The 18,766-nt window shown below is 54.6% G+C and carries 17 protein-coding genes, 2 tRNA genes and 1 pseudogene; 11 read left to right on the plus strand and 9 right to left on the minus strand.

Annotated elements, in window-relative coordinates; all coding sequences use genetic code 11:
- Positions 1–120 precede the first annotated feature (120 nt).
- The 3 genes from HMPREF9237_RS04650 (at position 121) to HMPREF9237_RS04660 (ending at position 2,932) form a co-directional block, all read left to right on the plus strand.
- Positions 121–1,578, plus strand: coding sequence for a GntP family permease (locus HMPREF9237_RS04650; protein WP_016442581.1), 1,458 nt, complete (start codon positions 121–123; stop codon positions 1,576–1,578).
- A gap of 169 nt (positions 1,579–1,747) precedes the next feature.
- Complete coding sequence (locus HMPREF9237_RS04655) at positions 1,748–2,698, plus strand: dihydrodipicolinate synthase family protein (protein ID WP_231366673.1); 951 nt, start codon at positions 1,748–1,750, stop codon at positions 2,696–2,698.
- Positions 2,699–2,858: 160 nt separating this feature from the next.
- Positions 2,859–2,932: transfer RNA gene (locus tag HMPREF9237_RS04660), tRNA-Ile, on the plus strand.
- Positions 2,933–3,859: 927 nt separating this feature from the next.
- On the opposite strand, the gene HMPREF9237_RS04665 is transcribed toward HMPREF9237_RS04660, so the two are convergent.
- Genes HMPREF9237_RS04665 through HMPREF9237_RS04680 form a run of 4 tightly spaced genes read right to left on the minus strand, consistent with a single transcriptional unit; the run spans position 3,860 to position 8,625 of the window.
- Positions 3,860–5,227, minus strand: a complete 1,368-nt coding sequence (locus HMPREF9237_RS04665; RefSeq protein WP_016442584.1) for a GntP family permease — start codon at positions 5,225–5,227, stop codon at positions 3,860–3,862.
- A gap of 27 nt (positions 5,228–5,254) precedes the next feature.
- On the minus strand, positions 5,255–6,118 hold the full coding sequence (locus HMPREF9237_RS04670; RefSeq protein WP_016442585.1) for a Cgl0159 family (beta/alpha)8-fold protein: 864 nt from the start codon (positions 6,116–6,118) through the stop codon (positions 5,255–5,257).
- Between the two features lie 2 nt (positions 6,119–6,120).
- Complete coding sequence (gene iolC / locus HMPREF9237_RS04675; protein ID WP_016442586.1) at positions 6,121–7,110, minus strand: 5-dehydro-2-deoxygluconokinase; 990 nt, start codon at positions 7,108–7,110, stop codon at positions 6,121–6,123.
- Between the two features lie 24 nt (positions 7,111–7,134).
- The gene (locus HMPREF9237_RS04680; protein WP_016442587.1) at positions 7,135–8,625 is read right to left on the minus strand and encodes a CoA-acylating methylmalonate-semialdehyde dehydrogenase; all 1,491 of its coding nucleotides are present in this window, start codon (positions 8,623–8,625) and stop codon (positions 7,135–7,137) included.
- A gap of 246 nt (positions 8,626–8,871) precedes the next feature.
- Between HMPREF9237_RS04680 and HMPREF9237_RS09905 the strand changes: the two are divergent.
- Positions 8,872–9,141: pseudogene (locus tag HMPREF9237_RS09905) on the plus strand (GntR family transcriptional regulator); the annotation flags it as partial.
- Between the two features lie 12 nt (positions 9,142–9,153).
- Positions 9,154–9,654: a GntR family transcriptional regulator gene (locus tag HMPREF9237_RS09740; protein ID WP_051106975.1), complete on the plus strand. Its 501-nt coding sequence runs from the start codon at positions 9,154–9,156 to the stop codon at positions 9,652–9,654.
- Positions 9,655–9,809: 155 nt separating this feature from the next.
- Here the strand turns inward: HMPREF9237_RS09740 and HMPREF9237_RS04690 are convergent, their stop codons facing one another.
- From HMPREF9237_RS04690 to HMPREF9237_RS04710, 5 genes are read right to left on the minus strand one after another with little or no spacing between them, the layout of a single operon-like run.
- The gene (locus tag HMPREF9237_RS04690; RefSeq protein ID WP_016442589.1) at positions 9,810–11,144 is read right to left on the minus strand and encodes a hypothetical protein; all 1,335 of its coding nucleotides are present in this window, start codon (positions 11,142–11,144) and stop codon (positions 9,810–9,812) included.
- On the minus strand, positions 11,145–12,119 hold the full coding sequence (locus HMPREF9237_RS04695; RefSeq protein WP_016442590.1) for an ABC transporter permease: 975 nt from the start codon (positions 12,117–12,119) through the stop codon (positions 11,145–11,147).
- Positions 12,116–13,606, minus strand: coding sequence for a sugar ABC transporter ATP-binding protein (locus HMPREF9237_RS04700; protein ID WP_016442591.1), 1,491 nt, complete (start codon positions 13,604–13,606; stop codon positions 12,116–12,118). Before HMPREF9237_RS04700 ends, HMPREF9237_RS04695 begins: the two co-directional genes overlap by 4 nt.
- 2 nt (positions 13,607–13,608) lie before the next feature.
- Positions 13,609–14,565 (minus strand): ABC transporter substrate-binding protein, encoded by a 957-nt coding sequence (locus tag HMPREF9237_RS04705; RefSeq protein ID WP_016442592.1) that lies wholly within the window; start codon positions 14,563–14,565, stop codon positions 13,609–13,611.
- A 60-nt stretch (positions 14,566–14,625) separates the two neighbouring features.
- Positions 14,626–15,654, minus strand: a complete 1,029-nt coding sequence (locus HMPREF9237_RS04710; RefSeq protein WP_016442593.1) for a LacI family DNA-binding transcriptional regulator — start codon at positions 15,652–15,654, stop codon at positions 14,626–14,628.
- Positions 15,655–15,955: 301 nt separating this feature from the next.
- Between HMPREF9237_RS04710 and HMPREF9237_RS04715 the strand changes: the two genes are divergently transcribed.
- The 6 genes from HMPREF9237_RS04715 (at position 15,956) to HMPREF9237_RS04740 (ending at position 18,760) form a co-directional block, all read left to right on the plus strand.
- Positions 15,956–16,795: a methyltransferase domain-containing protein gene (locus HMPREF9237_RS04715; RefSeq protein ID WP_051106997.1), complete on the plus strand. Its 840-nt coding sequence runs from the start codon at positions 15,956–15,958 to the stop codon at positions 16,793–16,795.
- Positions 16,796–16,806: 11 nt separating this feature from the next.
- Positions 16,807–17,148, plus strand: coding sequence for a cupin domain-containing protein (locus tag HMPREF9237_RS04720; protein WP_016442595.1), 342 nt, complete (start codon positions 16,807–16,809; stop codon positions 17,146–17,148).
- 9 nt (positions 17,149–17,157) lie between these two features.
- Complete coding sequence (locus HMPREF9237_RS04725; RefSeq protein ID WP_016442596.1) at positions 17,158–17,463, plus strand: hypothetical protein; 306 nt, start codon at positions 17,158–17,160, stop codon at positions 17,461–17,463.
- 47 nt (positions 17,464–17,510) lie between these two features.
- Positions 17,511–17,582, plus strand: a tRNA-Asn gene (locus HMPREF9237_RS04730).
- A gap of 103 nt (positions 17,583–17,685) precedes the next feature.
- The gene (gene def / locus HMPREF9237_RS04735) at positions 17,686–18,198 is read left to right on the plus strand and encodes a peptide deformylase (protein ID WP_016442597.1); all 513 of its coding nucleotides are present in this window, start codon (positions 17,686–17,688) and stop codon (positions 18,196–18,198) included.
- Between the two features lie 55 nt (positions 18,199–18,253).
- Positions 18,254–18,760, plus strand: a complete 507-nt coding sequence (locus HMPREF9237_RS04740) for a DUF3145 domain-containing protein (protein ID WP_016442598.1) — start codon at positions 18,254–18,256, stop codon at positions 18,758–18,760.
- Positions 18,761–18,766 lie beyond the last annotated feature (6 nt).

Consider the following 18,766-nt stretch of genomic DNA (forward strand, 5'->3'; position numbering starts at 1 on the left):
ACGTTCCACTGCCGCACGCGGGCTAAATAAATAGCTGTCGCTGCTTGCTATTGGTAATCCATTTGGATTCCCCGCGTGCGGCGGTGCGGACGCTGCACTCGTCAGAAAAAGGAAATATAGATGAATGCTTTACTTGTAGGTGTGAGTCAGCTACAAAGCTCAATACCCCAGGGACTTTTACCTTTCGCTCGCGATATCCCGGAAGTAAGTCTTAACCCGGCGGCACTTCTCATTAGTATCGTAACCGGCGTTGCCATCCTCATTATTTTGGTTAGCTGGGCGAAAGTTCACCCCTTCCTCGCGATTATGCTTGCGGCCCTGATTACCGGAATTGGGTCCGGGTTCGGGCTGATGAACACCGTCCACGCCTTCCTTGACGGCTTTGGAGACACCACTAAAAGTGTCGGTATTCTAGTCGGTATCGGTGCAATGCTGGGTGCGGTTTTGATGGTAACGGGAGCAACCGGCGTTTTAGTTGACGTTCTGATTTCGAAGTCGTCTCGCAAGATGCTCCCTTGGACAATGGCTCTCATCGGGTCTCTTATTGGGTTGCCCCTGTTCTTCGATGTTGGACTGATCATCATGGCTCCGGTGATCATCATGGTTACGCGGAAATCTAAGATGCCCCTTATGATGATCGCGATGCCAGCCCTGGCGGGCCTCTGTGCAATGCAGGCACTCGTTCCTCCACACCCCGGGCCCACCGCCGCTCTCCAAACCTTTGAGAATGGTTCCATGGGCATCACGATGGGTATGGGCATTGTCCTTGCTATTCCTCTTGTTATTATCTGCGGACCGCTGTTCGCGAAGTACTCGACGCGCATCGTGCCGCGCGGTGCACCGGACACGTTCGCTATGGCGGATAAAGAGGACGGTGTTGAAGGCCGTCGTAAGCCTTCCTTCGGGTTGTCTTTGCTTTGTGTCACCATGCCGGCCATTCTTCTCTTGATCACTTCGATTATCATGATGGTCCGCCCTGACCTTCACGATTCCAAGGAAATGGGTGCTCAGATTTTGCAGTTTATCGGGAATCCCGAGATTGCCCTTCTGATTTCACTGGTATTTGCATCTCTCACGCTTTTCGTTACGACAAGGTACCCGTGGGAAAAGCTTAACGATGAAGCCGGGAAATCGTTACGTCCCATTGCTGGAATTGTATTTATCCTCGGAGCTGGTGGCGGTTTCAAGAACCTTCTGATTGATACCGGCATTGGAGATATGATCACTAAGTTTGTAGAAAACACAAATATATCGATCATCTTGATCGCTTGGGTGATTGCGGTGTTCGTGCGTGTGGCTACAGGGTCCTCGACCGTTTCGGCCATTACTACTGCCGGCATTCTGGAGCCGACAGCCACTGCACTTGCTTATGATCCGATCCAAACAGGTCTTCTTGTCCTTGCAATCGGTGCTGGGTCGTTTATTTTCTCCTTCGTAAACGACGCGGGCCTTTGGCTGGTAAAAGAGTACTTTGGGTTCACTCTTCCCGAGATGTTTAAGACCTGGACAGTGATGACATGTTTGATCTCCATTGTTGGGCTAGTTCTGGTTTGGGGTCTTGGACTCTTCCTGTTGTAGTGTAAATTCAATAATTTGAATTGGTCCTAACGTAGGGCTATCGCTGGCCGGCGTGTTCAATGATTCAGCGCGCCGGTCAGCGATGTTTCCTACGGCAACTTATTGTCTTCTAGTGTTTTGCGCGGGTATGGATTCGCATTCTTCCTGTTATCGTTCGAAGCAAGTCGCAATGATGCGTGAGACATGGAAATGGGTAGCTTTTATTTGCCCAAACCTGGAAGGGGTTGGAATGTTTTCTGGTGTGTATTGCCCGTCGGTCACGTTGATCGACGATTCGGGTGCGATTGATTATCCGGCGATGGCCGCCCATATTGATCGTCTTGCCGAGTCCGGGCTCAACGGGGTGCTCTTCTTCGGCTCGATCGGGGAGTTTTTCTCCTTTGCTACTGAGGAGAAGGCCGAGTTCTTGAAGTTCGCGGTCAAGCAGGCCGCGGGGCGTTTCCAGGTGTTGGCCGGGGTGAGCGCGGCGCGGCTGAGTGAGGTGCTGGAGAATATCGCGGCTGCTGAGGTTGCTGGTGTGGATGGCGTGGTGGCTCTTCCGCCCTTCTATTTCGGGCATTCATATGGGCGGGCCCTTGATTTTTATGACGCGGTTGCGGGCGCAACGCAGCTCCCTGTGATGCTTTATAACTTCCCGGAGCGTACGGGTGCGGATTTGAGTCCGGAGTTGGTGGCTGAGCTGGCCGCCCGCCACGAAAATATTGTGGCGCTCAAGGATACGGTGGATACTCAGAGTCATACGCGACGGGTGATTCGTGAGGTGAAGAAGGTGCGCCCGGATTTCGCGGTGCTTTCTGGTTTTGATGAGTATTACATTGGGAATCGGGTGTGTGGCGGGGCCGGGGTGCTCTCTGGTCTGACGAATTTGATTCCTGAGGTATTTGCGGCGATGCATGCGGCGTATGAGGCCGGGGACGTTACGGGCGCTGCCGCGGAGTTGGGAAAGATTACGCGTTTGGCTGCGGTGTATGAGATCGGTGATATTTTTATTGCTGCGATTAAGGAGGGGGTGCGTTTGTGCGGGGTGGAGTGCTCGCCGTTGATGCGTGCCCCGCAGGTCCCGTTGAGCGCGGAGGATTCGGAGAAAATCGCGACGCTGCTACGCGAAGTACGCGCATAGATTTAGACGACAAGTTTCTATTTTTCAAAAGCTGGGCGTTCCGGTCTGACGCACTCTAAAGGCCGGAACGCCCCCATATTCTACCTGTTTTCTTGGATATGAAAGATGAGCCTGATGATTGGGACCCAGACCAATTAGGAGCTGTTAGAATTTACGCGCTGCCCCCGTAGCTCAGCAGGTTAGAGCAGTGGACTCATAATCCATCGGTCGCGGGTTCAAGTCCTGCCGGGGGCACTGTTGTGATGTCCCGCGTCATAGCTCCGCCAGCTACGTGGGATTTTCGTGTATTTGGACTTGGAGTTCATTGACTTTTTAGATGAGGAGTCCAGTAGCTTCTTCGACAATATATCCATCTACTGTTGACACGGCTGCCCGGCCAGTGGTTGGCCTGTGGGATGGCAGTAACGCCGACCTGTATAGAACGGGTATTTTGAAGCGCCATGGTGGAGATCGTGAAGCAAGATGTGAAGGCCGTGAAACACTTTCGATAATGGTTAGCCAGACTTTCTAGTACTGCCAGACCACCAGGCCGAGCACGAACCGCAGGCCTAGCGCAAGTTGAATCTGCACGCCCTCAACAAACGGCAACCTCGCCCGGCGCCCAAGTGCCCCTATCGGTACCACCACTCAAAACACACCGCCACCGGCGGGCGTGCCCGCCGACCAATAGTCCAACGTTGGTGGGGCAAGCGTAAGCAACGACCGAAAATATCTCATATGGATCTTGAGGCACATAAATGCCGTCGGAACTGCTGGTGACGGCCAATCAGAGCCAAGCCGACAGTGGCAGCTACGCCTCCCAGACCGATCAAGCCTTAGCAAGGTCCAGTCAGATCAACACCAACTAGGGTAATCGCGCTTCACGATGCTCACCACGGTGCTTCAAAAACCCGTTCTAAACAGCCCGACCACCGGCGGGTGTTGAGTGGTGGTACCGATAGGGGCACTTGGGCGCCGGGCGAGGTTGCCCGTTTGTTGAGGGCGTGCAGTTTTAACTTGCGCTTGACAATTGCGCTAGTCGTGCGGATTTAACTCGTGCTTGACGTCCACGAGAGCATGTCATTCAGGGTGTGCGTGAGGAAGTTAAACATGTACGCACCCGTGGTGGGTGTAGATCCAGCCCGCGGGTGCGCACACGTGGTTATGTGAATGAGAGTCTTTCTAGACGATGAGGTAGACCAGAGTGCAGAAACCGAAGGATACGAGGGATATGACCGAGGTGAACGTGGTCCACATCTTCAGATTCGTTTTCGTATCTACTTGGAGGAAACCGCCTACTAGCCAGAACCCGGAATCGTTGACGTGGGAAGCGAAGAACGATCCTGCTCCCATTGCCACGACAACGAGCGCGGTTTGGATGTCATTGAGTCCGGCCCCCGCCACAGTTGCTGCTAGCAAGGCTGCGGTGGTTTGGATGGCCACGGTTGCTGAGCCTTGTGCGACTCGTAGTGCCAGGGAGATAAGGTAGGCAGCCAGGAGCAGGGGAATACCAAGATCGGCTAGCGTGTTAGCAAGCGCGGTACCAATACCGGTTTCACGTAACACGGACCCGAACATACCGCCAGCACCGGCCACCATAACGATCGCTGCCACGGACTTGAACCCAGCGTCGTTGATCTTGTCGATATTCTTCCAGGGTACTTTACGTACATAACCCAAAATGATTGATGCAACCAGAGCGGTAACGAACAGGGCTACCGCGGTTTCACCGAAGAATTTCAGGGCGCTTGCCCACGCCGCGTGTTCTGGGATGATACCAGCTGACTGCAAAGTACTAGTCACCGTGTTACCGGTAATCAACAGGATCGGGAGCATGAGAATAAAGAGAACGGTTGCGAAGCCGGGCTCTTTCCCGGGTAGTTCACGCCCAGATTCTTTGGATCCCAAAACGTTGGGGATGGGAACATCGAACCTCTTCGAGAGCCACAACGCGAAGCGGTAACCGGCTAGATACCACGTGGGAATCGCAACGATTAGACCGACCAGGAGCACGGTCCCGATATTAATGTTCATCGTGGTAGCCGCGGCCACCGGGCCGGGATGGGGCGGCATGAGTCCGTGCATGACCTGGAACGCTCCAGCTGCCGGCAAGGCATACAAGAGTACTGGTCCGCCCAGGCGGCGGGCAACGGAGAAGATGATCGGGAACATGACAATGAGTCCGGCGTCGAAGAAAATTGGGAAGCCGAACAAGAGCGAAGCTACTGAGAGTGCTAAAGGTGCTCGTTTTTCCCCAAACCAACGCAGCAGGGTTTGGGCGAGTACTTCAGCGCCCCCGGATTGTTCAAGCATGCGTCCAATAATTGCTCCGAACCCGATGATGAGAGCGAGTTTGCCAACGGTGCCCGAGAAACCGGTCAAGAGCATATCGAATAGCTCGCTGACTGGGACCCCGGTAGCAATAGCAGTCAGGGCTGATACCAGAATCAGTGCGACTGTAGCGTTGACTTTGAATACGATAATAAGGAAGAGCAAGACGGCGATCGCTGCTAAAGCGACACCGAGGAGACCTCCTGTTGTCAGAGTCATGAGTGCTCCTTCAATATATGAGCCTCTTTAGGAGAGGAGCTGGGCGGCGTTGGCCACGGCGCCTTGAACGTCGCCCGATTGTGGATAGAGCAATGACCGGCCAATGACCAGGCCGATCACGTTGGGGATCTCCAAGAGGAGAGCCCACCTGCGGAGGGTTTTGGCAGCATCATTGCTGACTTCCCCGCCGAGGATAACGATGGGTAGGGTAGTCGCCCTCGCGAAGCGTTCCAGGTCGGGAGTGTCGGGGAGTTTGAGTACCGTGTAGGCACTGTTGCTCCCCAAACCTGAAGCGATTGCTATCGAGCGGGTAACGGCATCGGTAGACACATCATTGACTACCTGTTTGTCTTCGCGCCGTGATATGAAGGGTTCGACCATAGCAATGCGTTGGCGTCGGGAAAGGTCGGTGACTACTTTCCCGGCCATCTCCAAAGTGCTCACGGTTTCTGTTTCGTCGTAGGCAATACGGAGAAGGATTTTCCCGCCTTGCAGGCCTGCTTTGGTTATCCCTTTGGCCGTATAGCCGGTGATACGGTCATCCAGTTCCCAGGCCGCGCCGGCCAGTCCTGCACGATTCATCGACCCGTATACCCATTTGCCGTCCAAGACTCCGAGCAGCGCGAGGTCTTCAATAATGTCGGCTGTTCCTAACAGTCCGGAAACCCCGGGCACGGCAAGCGCGTCACACAGGCGCTGGAGTAGATCGAAACGGTCTTCCATAGCACGCGGATTAGCGCCGGCGGCGAATGCGCCCCGGGCTGGGTGATCCGCGGCCATAATAAGGAATTTCCCGTTGGGTAGCAGGGTGGCGGGTTGCTCGCGTTTGAGCAAGGCTTTGTGAGCAGAACCCGGGCAACGCCGTCCTGCAATAAGCCTGGCAATATCCATGGTTACTGGTTGCTTTCTGCTGATTGAGGTGTCTCGAGTAGCGCGTCAGTGTGATTCGCGGCCAGCACGCGCTCGATTTCATCCTGGGTGGGCATAGCGGTGGAGCATTCGATACGCGAGGTGACGATCGCGCCGGCAGTGTTGGCATACCGGATCGTTTTCTCAAGGCTCCAGCCCTGTAAGAGTCCGTGAACAAGGGACCCACCGAAAGCATCCCCGGCACCAGCCCCGTTAACCACGGTGGTATTCATCGCGGGAATGAAGAATTCTTCCGTACTCGATTTCGCGAGGGTGCCCTTACTGCCTTGCTTGACTACAGCGATTTGTACTCCGCGTTCCAGTAGTGCTGTTGCGGCCCGGTGTGGATCGGTTTCCCCGACCGCGATTTCACACTCTTCCACGTTACCCACCGCGACTGTCGCATAGTCGAGGACTTTCGCATACCGCTGGCGTGCTAGATCAACCGATTCCCAAAACATTGGACGCCAGTCCATGTCGAAAACGGTGTGGTCTTTACGCCCACGCATGTCAAGCGCGCTCATGTGGGTGGAGTAAGAGGGTTCTTCACACAGGCCGGTCCCGGATACCCACAAGAGTTTAGCCTCGCGTACCTGGTTTTCATCCAGGTCCGTGTCCTTAATCTGTAGGTCAGGGGCCGAGGGCTCACGGTAGAAGAAGAACGGGAAATGCTCAGGTGGGATAATCTCGCAGAAAGTAACAGGCGTGTTCAGGGTATTGTCAACGATCACGTATTCATCCGATACACCAAGTCGGCGCATTTCCAGGCGTACCCACCGCCCGAAGGGGTCATCGCCTACCCCGGTGAGGGTGGCACAGTCTTCTCCCAGGCGTGCTGCTGCTACTGCCACGTTGGTGGGAGAGCCTCCCAGGAATTTCCCGAACGTTGTGACTTCTTCGAGAGTGCAGTTGGTTTGCAGGGGATAAATATCGACGCCGCAGCGTCCGATTGTTAGTACATCATGGACGACCATGTCCATCACTTCCTTATCTGTGGTTTATTCGGTGCGTTCAAACGACATTGTTGCTTCATAGGTGCCCTCCGAAGGCCACCGCACCGTTGTGGCCTTCGCGCGCGTGTAGAATCGCACGCCTTCGGGCCCGTGAATATGGGTATCGCCCATAAGAGAGTCTTTCCATCCACCAAACGAGTAGTAAGCCACGGGCGTGGGGATAGGAACGTTGATACCGACCATGCCAGCTTCAACTTCCAGCTCGAAACGACGTGCCAGACCACCATCGTTGGTGAAGATCGCTGCTCCGTTACCGTAAGGCGAGGAATTAACAAGAGCGATGGCTTCTTCGTAAGTGTCTACCTCGACGATTGCCAGGACCGGCCCGAAAGTTTCTTGCCTGTAGAGGAGGGAATCTTGGGGGACATGCGTGCAAATAGTTGGGCCAAGGAAATACCCGTTCTCATGCCCGCTCACATTGAGAGAACGCCCATCAAGGATGACTTTCGCACCTTTGCTTTCCGCATCAGTAATCGCGTCAATGATGCGTTGTTTTGATTGGGCGTTGATAACCGGGCCCATCTGCACGCCTTCGTCCAGGCCGTAACCCACTCGGATAAGCTCGGCGTGTTCTTTGACGGCTTTTGCTAGTTTGTCACCAACCCCGCCCACAGCCACAGCAACAGGTAATGCCATGCAGCGTTCACCAGCAGCTCCGAAAGCCGCAGCTGAAAGGTGTTTGCCAGCGAAGTTGATATCAGCATCGGGCATAACAATCGCGTGATTATTAGCCCCGCCCAATGCTTGGACACGCTTGCCCGCCCGCACCGCACGCTCCTGAATCAGTTTCGCAACCGGGGTTGAACCCACGAAAGAAACAGCCTTGATATCCGGGTGGTCAATCATGGCCATCGTGAAATCATTCGACCCGGAAATAACCTGGAAGATCCCGTCAGGCAGGCCAGCTTCCTTATACAAACGCGCAATCACAAGAGAAGCCGAAGGCGTGGCCGGTGCCGGCTTCAAAATAAAAGCATTACCGGTAGCAATCGCAATCGGGTGCATCCACATAGGCACCATAACCGGGAAATTAAACGGGCAAATCCCGCTAACAACACCGAGAGGCTGGCGCAGCGTGTGAATATCTACACCCGTGGAAATATTCGAGGATGTTTCACCTTTCAGGGCAACATTAATCCCGCAAGCAAAATCAAGGGTCTCCCGCCCCCGCTGGATCTCCCCAATAGCATCCGAATAATCCTTACCATGCTCAGCCACAATCGCTTTCGCAATCTCGTCTTGATGATCAAGGACGAGCTGACGCATCCGATACATGATCTCGGTACGCTTCGCCAACGAGGTACGAGCCCAAGCTTTTTGAGCTTCAACCGCAATCTCTACTGCGTAGTCAAGATCTTCACGGCTCGCCTGCAACAAATACCCGCGAATCTCGCCACTAGCCGGGTCGTCAACCGCGATCTTTCCCTCCGGCTGGCCCGTGTACAGGCCACCATTAATCCAATGAGGTATATCCATTCGTTATCACTCCTTTGTGAGTCCAAACCAGCACCCCACCAGCGGGGTGTCTCATTTGTTCCCAAAATAACCCCAGACACCCTACTTGTAAATACAAAAGACCAGTCAGAATGGCGGGGAAACTTTGATGAACGTGGCCATATAAACCGCTATGAATCGCTAAAACTACAGAAATACTGGCCAAACATACGACGATCGGCTATGTTTACAATTGGGTGAACAAATAAGAGTGAGAGGGTCACGTTAATGTCAAACCCCCATGGAAAAGACAATGCAGATCAGCTGGATGTTCCGGTTGCTCCCCGGATTGTTTTCGACTCTCGGTCTTCCACTCCTTTACATCAGCAAATCACGCAATCATTAGCGAGTCTTATTGACTCTGGCGCGCTTTTACCCGGGCAGCTCCTTGAAGACGAAGTGTCCATGTCACGCAGGCTGGGTGTCTCGCGCCCCACGCTACGGCGGGCATTACAAGTCCTGACTGATGAGGGGAAACTCTCACGGCGCCCACGTGTGGGAACCAGGGTGATGCCACGGGTTTTCCAAAGGGATCCTTCCCTAGCAAGCCTTTCCGATGATTTACGGGCCGCGGGCCGTGAACCACGCACGGACGTTCTCCAGTATCGGGTGGTGTTTGCTGATAGCGGTCTAGCTGCTGATATGCACTGCCTAGAAGGTAAAGAAATCGTGGCTTTAGAACGTTTGCGGTGGGCGGAGGGAAACCGTATGGGGATTATGCGTAACTGGATCCCTGCCGATCTGGCTCCCTCGCTTACCGCTATATCATCGGGAGGCCTCTACGCTTTCTTCAAGAGTCACGGGATTGTGTTACGTGGCGGGGTCCAGCGTATTAGCGCGCGTAGCGCGACGCCTACGGAAGCAGAACTTCTCCACGTGGCATCCGGCGCCCCTCTCTTACGGGTGCGGCGTAGTGCCTATGATGAATCCGGACGGGTCGTGGATCTAGCCGACCACCTCTATGACGCAGAACAATACGACCTCACCCTCCCACTCAATTTCCCGGCGTGAATCACACCTGGAGGAATCGGTTTCTTGGTAAAAGGGAGCTGGGTGGCTAGCGCGAGAATGATCGCGCCAGCCACCCAGCTTTGTAGACGGTAACCGTGCTGTCCTACTCTGGGACATATAGAAATCCGGCAACCGCCATATGGGATTCTTTGGTCCTAAAGCACTTCCGGAGGAGTTTCTAACTGGTCGGCTATATCTTCCCAGTTAGATGCGAATTTGCCGTATGCCGTTTTGATATCGACACCCACAGGGAGCTCCGGGCATTCGTTTTCGAGGTTGGTACCCCAGTTTCCCCATCCCGACTGCTTGCGCTGTACGATCTGGAAGCCTCCCGATGGCTTCGAGGTATACCAGATCATTGCACGGCCGGTAGATGTGTCATATTCGACTGTCTTATTGGCAGCTCCGGGGAAGATAGTTTCGTGCTCCTCTTTCTGGACGTCGATAGGTTCAGAATCGACTCGCCAATCACGCAGCTCTGCATCAACAAATGATTTCTCGCGAACAATTGCCAGTCGGTCGCGGATTGTTTCGTCTGTTAAAGCCCCTTCGAAAGTCGAGAATAGGCGCCAGTACAAATCCCAATGAGCGTTCTCAATATCGTCGGTTAAGGCGGCCTTAAATTCTTCAAGTTTCTTGCGCTGAGGTAATGTGCTGTCAGAAATGGTCTGCTCTACCATGTCGGCCAGGTGCCCAGCATAAGGATCGCCGCTGCGATATCGGGATCCTCCGTAGCACGCAAACCGATCAAAGAGTAGTTTTCCTTGTCCGGCTTCGAATTCATCCCCAACGGTGATCTTGTTAGTTACAGAACGTCCGTTGATCACAGTTTGGAAATCATCTACGTGATAACGCCGGCTGAACCAAGGCGTCCTATAAGTGAAAGCCCACTCGATTGAGAAGTTTTTACCCCGGAGCTCTGGTAGGAGCCCGTCTGGTATCACACCTAGCATTCTGAAAGAAAGCAAGACTGGTCCGTCTTCAAGGATCTCAATCTTCACCTTTGTGTGTTCTGGCGGATTGATGAGTCCGTTTTCAGGAGTGAAGAACGGGCCGTAAAATCCACCAATCGCATTGTTTCCAGAGGGGAGGAGGTCAATACCCTCATCAAGGGTGCGGAAATGTTTGAGCCCCCACTTTGAGGCACCAGTGCCCTCTGCGGTACCCGTGCACACATCAATATCGAAGTAGCCGGTATTAACGCGGGCCCATGAGTCAGCTTCAGTACCGGGTCCTTTTGTGATTCCTTCTCCGGATTCGACTGGTTCATCCAGTGTGAAACTTGCCTCGTCCTCAAAACTGAGTGTAGTGACAAATCTGGTGGCCTCTTGTGGAGCCGGCTGATCAGCCAATCGTTGGCAAAGGATCTGCTCCCCAGTATTGGTTCGTGCTAGCCACAAGGATTCTGTGAGCACTTGTGGTTCATCGAAGTAGATCGGCTCGAATGCACGCTTTCCTTCGATATTACTGATTACTTTATGGGTCTTCATCTACTTTCCTGCCTTGGTGCTCTTCTGTTTGAGGGAGTCAATGGCGACGGCGAGAATAATGACGACGCCCTTAATTAGTAGCTGGGTGAAGAATTGGACATTCATGAGAATCATGCCGGTTGAGAGCACTCCGAGAATGATCGCACCGATGAGGGTTCCGATGATCTTGCCCTTACCGCCGGCAAGAGATGTTCCACCTAGAACAACCGCGGCGATAGCATCAAGTTCGTATCCGGTACCAGCGGTCGGCTGCGCGGAAACAACGCGTGCGGCGAAAATGACTCCTGCAAGCCCTGAAAGCGCGCCTGCAATGACATAAACCGAGGTAAGTACCCGTTTGACGTTGATTCCAGCAAGGCGTGCCGCCTCGGGATTACCACCGACTGCGTAAACATGCCTACCGTACTTCGTTCGTTCGAGAATGAACCAGCAGATGATGTACACAATGATCATTACAATGACGGGAACTGGAATTCCAGCCATGTATCCGTTTCCAAGATCTCTGAAAGCCAGCTTGTTGTCCACGATGGGTTGGCCTCCGGTCAGCGTGTATCCGAGGCCGCGGAGGAATGTCATCATGCCGAGCGTCACGATAAAGGGCGCTAGGGCTAGATACGCCGATAGAGCACCGTTTACCCATCCCGCAACTGCACCGGCAAGAATGCCAGCGATTATCCCGATGATGGCTGGAGCACCGGAGATACAGGCCAGTACTGCGGTTACACCCGATACGGCAACGATTGATCCGACAGAGAGATCAATGCCGGCGGTAATAATAACGAAGGTCATACCTGCCGCAATGATCGCGTTAATTGAGATCGAACGGGCGATATTCATGAGATTGTTCATCGACATGAAGTTCGGGGCGATGAGCGCCATAATCACGACGAGAAGGACGAGGACCGCGAGAATCCCAACCTTATCCCACCACGCAGCGAAGTTCATTTTCCGTCGAGGTGCAGCTTCTATAGTCATGCTTGTTCCTTTGTTGCTCCGGTCGCGAGGCTCATGACCGATTCTTCTGTGGCATCTCGTGCATCGAGTTCTCCCACGACTTTTCCTTTTCGCATAACGATGATGCGATCAGACATTCCCAGGACTTCAGGGAGGTCAGAAGAAACCATGATGATGGTTTTGCCTTCTTTAGCAAGATCATTCATGATCTCGTAGATTTCCCTTTTCGCCCCGATGTCAACACCGCGCGTAGGTTCATCGAAAATCAAAAGATCGGCACCTGCCATGAGAGTGCGGCCGAGAAGTGCTTTTTGTTGGTTTCCTCCCGAAAGCGCTCTTACCGGAAGACTTGTGGAGGTCTTTCGAATATTGAGCACTTCCATGATCTGGCGAACTTTCTTTCGAATTGCGCCCCGCGCGAGCACGCCGAGTTTGGTGAAGTCGCTCAGAGAGGCAATCGAGATATTCGATGCCGTTGTGTGATCCAAGAACAGACCTTGTTCCTTTCTGGATTCCGGCACCATGGCAATGCCAGATCCCAGGGCCTCCTTGGGGCTTTTAGGATGATAGCTTTTGCCTTTGAGTAGCAACGTGCCGCTACTCATGGGATCTGCTCCCATAAGTAGCCTGACGGTTTCCGAACGCCCGGCGCCGACCAATCCTGCAAATCCAAGAATTTGACCAGCCCGAGCTTTGAAGGAGACGTCATCAACCCCAGGAGCTTTGAGATCCTTTGCCTCAAGAACCACTTCGCCCGATGCACGGTCTGCATGTTCGTAGAGATCACCGATTTTTCTACCGACCATCATTCGCACGATTTCGTCAGGCGTTAATTCGGCTAGAAGCTGCGTTCCGACGGACGTTCCGTCCCGAAGAACGGACACCCTATCAGCTAACTTCCACACTTCTTCCATACGGTGAGTGATGTAGATAAGGCCGACGCCGTTTTGCTGCTGCTCTCGAATAATTCTGAAAAGATCCTCTGTTTCAGCTCGGGAAAGCGCGGCAGTGGGCTCGTCGAGAACGAGAATGCGGGCGTCCTCGGCAGCAGCACGAGCAATTTCGACCATCTGCTGCATACCGATGGAGAACGAGCCGAGAGGCCTGTTGACATCGATATCCACTCCAATGGCCGATAACTTAGCGCGTGCATCCGAACGCATCTTGTCACGGTCAAGAATTCCGTGTCTGAGTGGTTCGACGCCGAGGCAGAGGTTCTCGGCCACCGTCAGATTTGGGACGGTATTAATCTCTTGGTGGATGATTGCGATTCCGTGTTTACGTGCATCGTTAGGAGATGAGATATGGACTTCCTGACCGTCAACGAAGATCTTTCCGCTATCGGCAGCCAGGTTCCCCGCCAGAATTTTCATCAACGTTGACTTGCCAGCGCCGTTTTCTCCCATGAGGGCATGAATCTCTCCGGCGTTCAGATCAAAGGAAACTCCTCCAAGCGCTTGGGTAGCGCCGAATCTTTTCCTGATCCCTTCGAGCTTGAGAAGAGTCATTTCTACCATCCCGGGTATTCGTCTACCGCATCCCGGGTGATGATTTGCGAGGGGATGAGGATAGTGGTTTCCGTGAGTGATTCTCCGCGAGCAAGCTGCTGCCCAACCTCGATTGCTTTTTCGACCATCTTTGCGGGCTCTTGGGTGGCAGTGCCGACGAAAGGAGAACCAGCGGTTCGGAGTTCCTGGAGCCCTTCGGGAGAAGCGTCGATTCCTACCACCTTAATTTCATTTGTACGTCCAGCTTGCTGGACAGCAAGCGTCGCACCAAGGGCGGACGGGTCATTCATTCCAAAGATGCCCTGGACATCGCTGGCTGCAGTAAGCATGTCGGTAGTGACAGAGAGGCCGGTAGCGCGGTCATTTTGCGAGTTTTGGTGCCCGACTTCCTTAATGCCGGGGAAATTCTTCATAGCTTGATTGCAGCCCTTAATGCGATCCGTGATCGTCTGGATAGGTGTGCCATCAACAACCAAAATATTTCCCTTGCCACCCATCTGCTCGAATAAATAGGTACATGCAATTTCGCCGGCCTGAACGGCATCGGTCATAACAATGGCATCTGCGCCCTTCGCAGGAGTATCAACAGCTACAACGAAGATCCCTGCCTGTCGGGCACGTTCGATGGCGGGTTGCAGGCCGGACTCGTCAACAGCGGAAACAACGATAAGGTCTACGCCTTGCTGAATGAATGTGTCAATCTGAGTATTCTGATTCGCCAGATCAAGTTTGGCGTCCTGGACGTTAAGAGTTGCGCCAATCTTCTCGGCTGCTTCCTTCGCTCCCTTATCCATGGCGGAGAAGAAGGGATTGGACATGTCCTGTACCATCAAGCCGATTTTCTCGATCTTGTCAGGTTTCGGCGCTTCTGTAGCGGAGTCGCCTGAAGTGCAACCCGAGAAAGTTGCGGCGAGCAGAATGCTTGTCGTGAAGGCGAGAGCCTTTTTTGCTGTTCTCATCGTTGAGATCTCCTTTTGGTTAGATAGGCCGGTTTGGCCCAATTTGGTTTTCTAATTCGTTTAGCAGCCGCAGGAGGCACGAATTCTGAGTTTGACGTTCACCTCCTCAGACTCCTGGTTGTGGTAACGGATAGCTCCCTGCGGATGCTCTTGCATGATGTGAATAAGTTTTAGAGCGGCTTTTGCGCCGATATCGCGAGAATCTTCGTCAATCAACGTCACTGGAGGATTGACGAAAGTTGACCAGGTAAATTCGTCAAAAGCGATTAAGGCGACCTGATCGGGAACCCGGAGGTCACATGCCTGGAGTGCGTGCATGGTCCCGAGGAGGAGAGGATTGTTACCGGCAATAATCGCGAGCTTCTCTACCTTCGTATTTCTGAGGTACTCCTCTAACACAACTGCGCTCGATTGTGAGTCATTAGCGCATTCGAGAATCGAGAAAGTTGCCCCGAATTTCTTGGCGGCGTTTTTCATGCCCTTAATTCGAGTTTGCCTTGTGGACCACCGCTCGGGATAGATCAATAAAAGCCACGTGTCGAGTCTGTGGTAGTTGAGATGCTCACCAATTTGATACGCTGCTTGTTCGTTATTTGAGGTTACAGATACCGAACCGGACGGCGCAGTCGGTCCTTGCGAGTCGACATAGACAATGGGGATTCCCCACTCGCAAAGTTTCTCGTGATTGTCTACGGATAAAGTAAGAGTACTGATAACTCCGGCTGCCCGCGATTGGATCGCTTCGGTGACAACCAAATCTTCAGTTTTCTGATCAAATCGGCCTTCAGGAGCAAGATCGGCTGTGCGTACTCCATGGGAAGATGTGCGCAACATTTCATGAACGCCATCAAGCATATCGACGTAGTAAGCATTGGATGTTGATGCAGTCATCACGACGATTGGGCCGGGAGTTTCGCGGCGCAGGGCGCGTGCTGTCTGGTTGGGGATGTAGTTGAGCGTTTTAGCCGCTTCCAATACTCGGGTTTTGGTCGATTGAGTTACGGGGGCTTTGCCGGAAAACGTATTGGAGACAGTCCAAATAGACACACCGGCGGCCCGAGCCACATCTTTAAGAGTTGCCGGTTTCATCAGGGTCTCCTTTGTCCCAATTGGTTGCGTTGAGGTCAAGCTATGCCACCTAAACGTTTAGGGCAAGGGTGTGTGTTTACCCAAGTTGATGTGGGGTACGCCACGGGGATTTGTATTGTGAGTATTTCAAGATGCTTACCCTCAACAGTTTTGTATTTATTAGCATCGGGTGATTTGGTGGCTAAGACAATGGGTGGATTTCTAGTGGTAATTATTCGCCTTTATGAGTCGCACGGTTCGCATCAAGTAGTTGTGGGGTGCTCTTTTCTCACCATGCTCGCGGGATTAAGGTGAATCCATGATTGATGACAATGCTCCACTTCCGCAATCGGATCGTCCCACCGCTACCGCCGCCGGGCACTGGGTGCTCGCCCGTGCCGGGAAGCGGGTATTGCGCCCCGGCGGCTTGCATTTGACGAAAGTCATGCTCGAGCACGCCCAGCTGGCCAGCGCAGACGTGGTGGAATTCGCCCCCGGCCTGGGCCGAACCGCGGAACTCATTATCGCCCAGCCCATTCACTCCTACACCGGAGTGGATCAAGACAAGAATGCGGTAACCCGCGTCAAGGGGATCGTCGACAAAGTGGGCGGCGTCGTCGTTAATTCCATCGCGCAGAAATCTGGACTCCCCGATGCCAGTGCCGATGTGGTCGTGGGCGAAGCGATGCTCACCATGCAAGGTGCCAGCTCGAAAGCCGCGATTGTGGGCGAGGCCTTCCGGCTGCTGCGCCCGGGCGGGCGCTACGCCATCCACGAGCTCAGCCTCACCCCGGATAGCATCGATCCGGCCATTGCCGATACTCTGCGCAAGGGCCTGGCCCAGACGATTCGCGTTAACGCACGCCCGCTCACCCAGGCCGAATGGCGCAAGGTGCTCACCGATGCCGGTTTCGAGGTGGAATGGGTGGGGGACGCCCCCATGGCACTGCTGTCTCTGCGCCGGAATCTGGCCGACGAAGGCCTGCGCGGGGTAGCACGGATCATCCGCAATGTACTGCGCGATAAAGAGCTGTGGGCGCGAGTGCTGGCCATGCGTGCTCTCTTCCGTAAGTATCGCCACCACCTGGCCGGCGTGGCCATGGTGGCTCGCAAGCCCACCGAATCCGCCAGCGCTGCCGAATCAGCTACAACCTCTAACTGAAAGGACGACCGATGAGTGACAATACCCCGCAGCTTTCCTACCTGGAAGACCTTGGCGCCACGGTGGATTATGCCGCTGCCTCGACCGTTTCCACCACCGCGCTGCGCGCTGAAGGTGTGAATGTGGTGGTCTTCTCCTTCGATACCGGGGAAGAACTTTCTGAGCATACCGCCGCAGTTCCCGTACTCATCCAGGTGCTGGAAGGGGAGGTGGAGATGCATACCGAGGGGCGAACGGTACACCTGCGCCCCGGCGGCCTCGTGCACCTACCCACCCGCCTCCCGCACGCTGTGCGTGCCCTGGCTCCCACCAAGATGGTGCTGTTCATGCTCACCGGGCAGAGCGTGGGCTAGAGTAGCCCCATGTCAACACCCGAGAAACCGGATCTACCAGAGAAGTTCGAGCTGCCGGAACAGCCGGAACAACCGGAGACGCAGGTAGAACCCGTTCCCCTTGATGCCGCCCAGGCGGAGGAGATTCAGCGCATAGCGCGCCGGCGTATGATCGCCGCCGCGATTGTGGGAGTCATTCTGCTGATTATCATGTTCTTCGCCGGTCGCGCCCTGCGCCAGCACCTGAGTGCACCCTCGACCGGAGCGGGCGAATCGGTGGCTGTGATAGTGACGGGCGGCGCTCACGGTCTGGAGTGGCAGAGCGCACACCTCTGAAGTTGCTTCGTGTCCCGCCATTGACTATTATCTTTTCTGTTGCAAATTCCCGCATAGCTCAATGGCAGAGCATTCGACTGTTAATCGAACGGTTGCTGGTTCGAGTCCAGCTGCGGGAGCGAACGAACGGCGGTGAGCGTAGGCTTGCCGCCGTTCTGCTCTGTCCGGCACTCGCGGCGCGGGGCAACATAAGTGTGAAGAATCTTACCAAAGGAGCTCGCTATGGCATACCGGGAGATTCGCGTGGTGGGGGACCCGGTCCTGCGCACCCCCTGCGATCCGATTCGGGAGATCACCCCGGGCATTGTGCGTCTGGTAGAAGACCTGCTTGAAAACGTGAACGACGACGCCCGGGCGGGCCTAGCAGCCAACCAAATCGGGGTCTCCCTGCGCGCTTTCTCCTGGCATATCGACGGGGAGATCGATTACATTCTCAACCCCGTGATTGTGGCGCTTTCCGAAGATGAATACCAGGACGGTGAGGAAGGCTGCCTGTCCGTCCCGGACCTGTACTACCCGACTAAGCGGGCGTGGTATGCCCGCGCTGAAGGTATTGACCTGGACGGCAAGAAGAAAATTGTGGAGGGGGAGGGTCTCCTCGGGCGCTGCATCCAGCACGAATGCGATCACCTGGACGGCCACCTCTACCTCGACCGCCTGGAACGGGACGTACGCAAAAAAGCGATGCGCGATATTCGCCAGCTGCGCGTATCTTCTGCGCTACAATCGCTCTAGTAGCCCCTCCGCGTGGGTAGCACGGGGAAAGCCACCCAAGCGCAGGAGGAATGCTATGGCACACAAATACGCCACTCGCGGCGTCATATTCATTCACTCTGTTATGCCGGCTGTTCAACCCCACGTTGAATGGGCGGTGACAAGCGTGCTCGGATACGAACCGCATTTTGAGTGGACCAAACAACCCGCCGCCCCGCATATGAATCGGGCAGAAGCCTCGTGGACGGGGGAAGTGGGGACTGGCGCCATACTCGCCTCCGCACTCAACGGCTGGGAACACTTACGTTTTGAAATCACCGAGGATGCCAGCCCGGTATCCGAAGGAGGCCGCTGGTCCGCCACCCCCGGCCTCGGTATTTTCTACGCCCAAACAGATCTGACCGGCAATGTGGTCATCCCTGAAAACCGGGTGCGGGCCGCCCTGGAAAACGCGGGGAACGACGCCGCAGAAATGCGCCGGCTCCTCGATATTGCCCTCGGCCAAGCCTGGGATGATGAGCTTGAGCCCTTCCGCTATGCCGGCGCGGGCGCACCGGTACGCTGGCTGCACCGGGTGGGCTAAAGTCAT

The sequence above is a fragment of the Actinotignum schaalii FB123-CNA-2 genome (genome assembly GCF_000411135.1).
In the GTDB taxonomy this organism is placed as follows: Bacteria; Actinomycetota; Actinomycetes; order Actinomycetales; family Actinomycetaceae; genus Actinotignum; species Actinotignum schaalii_A.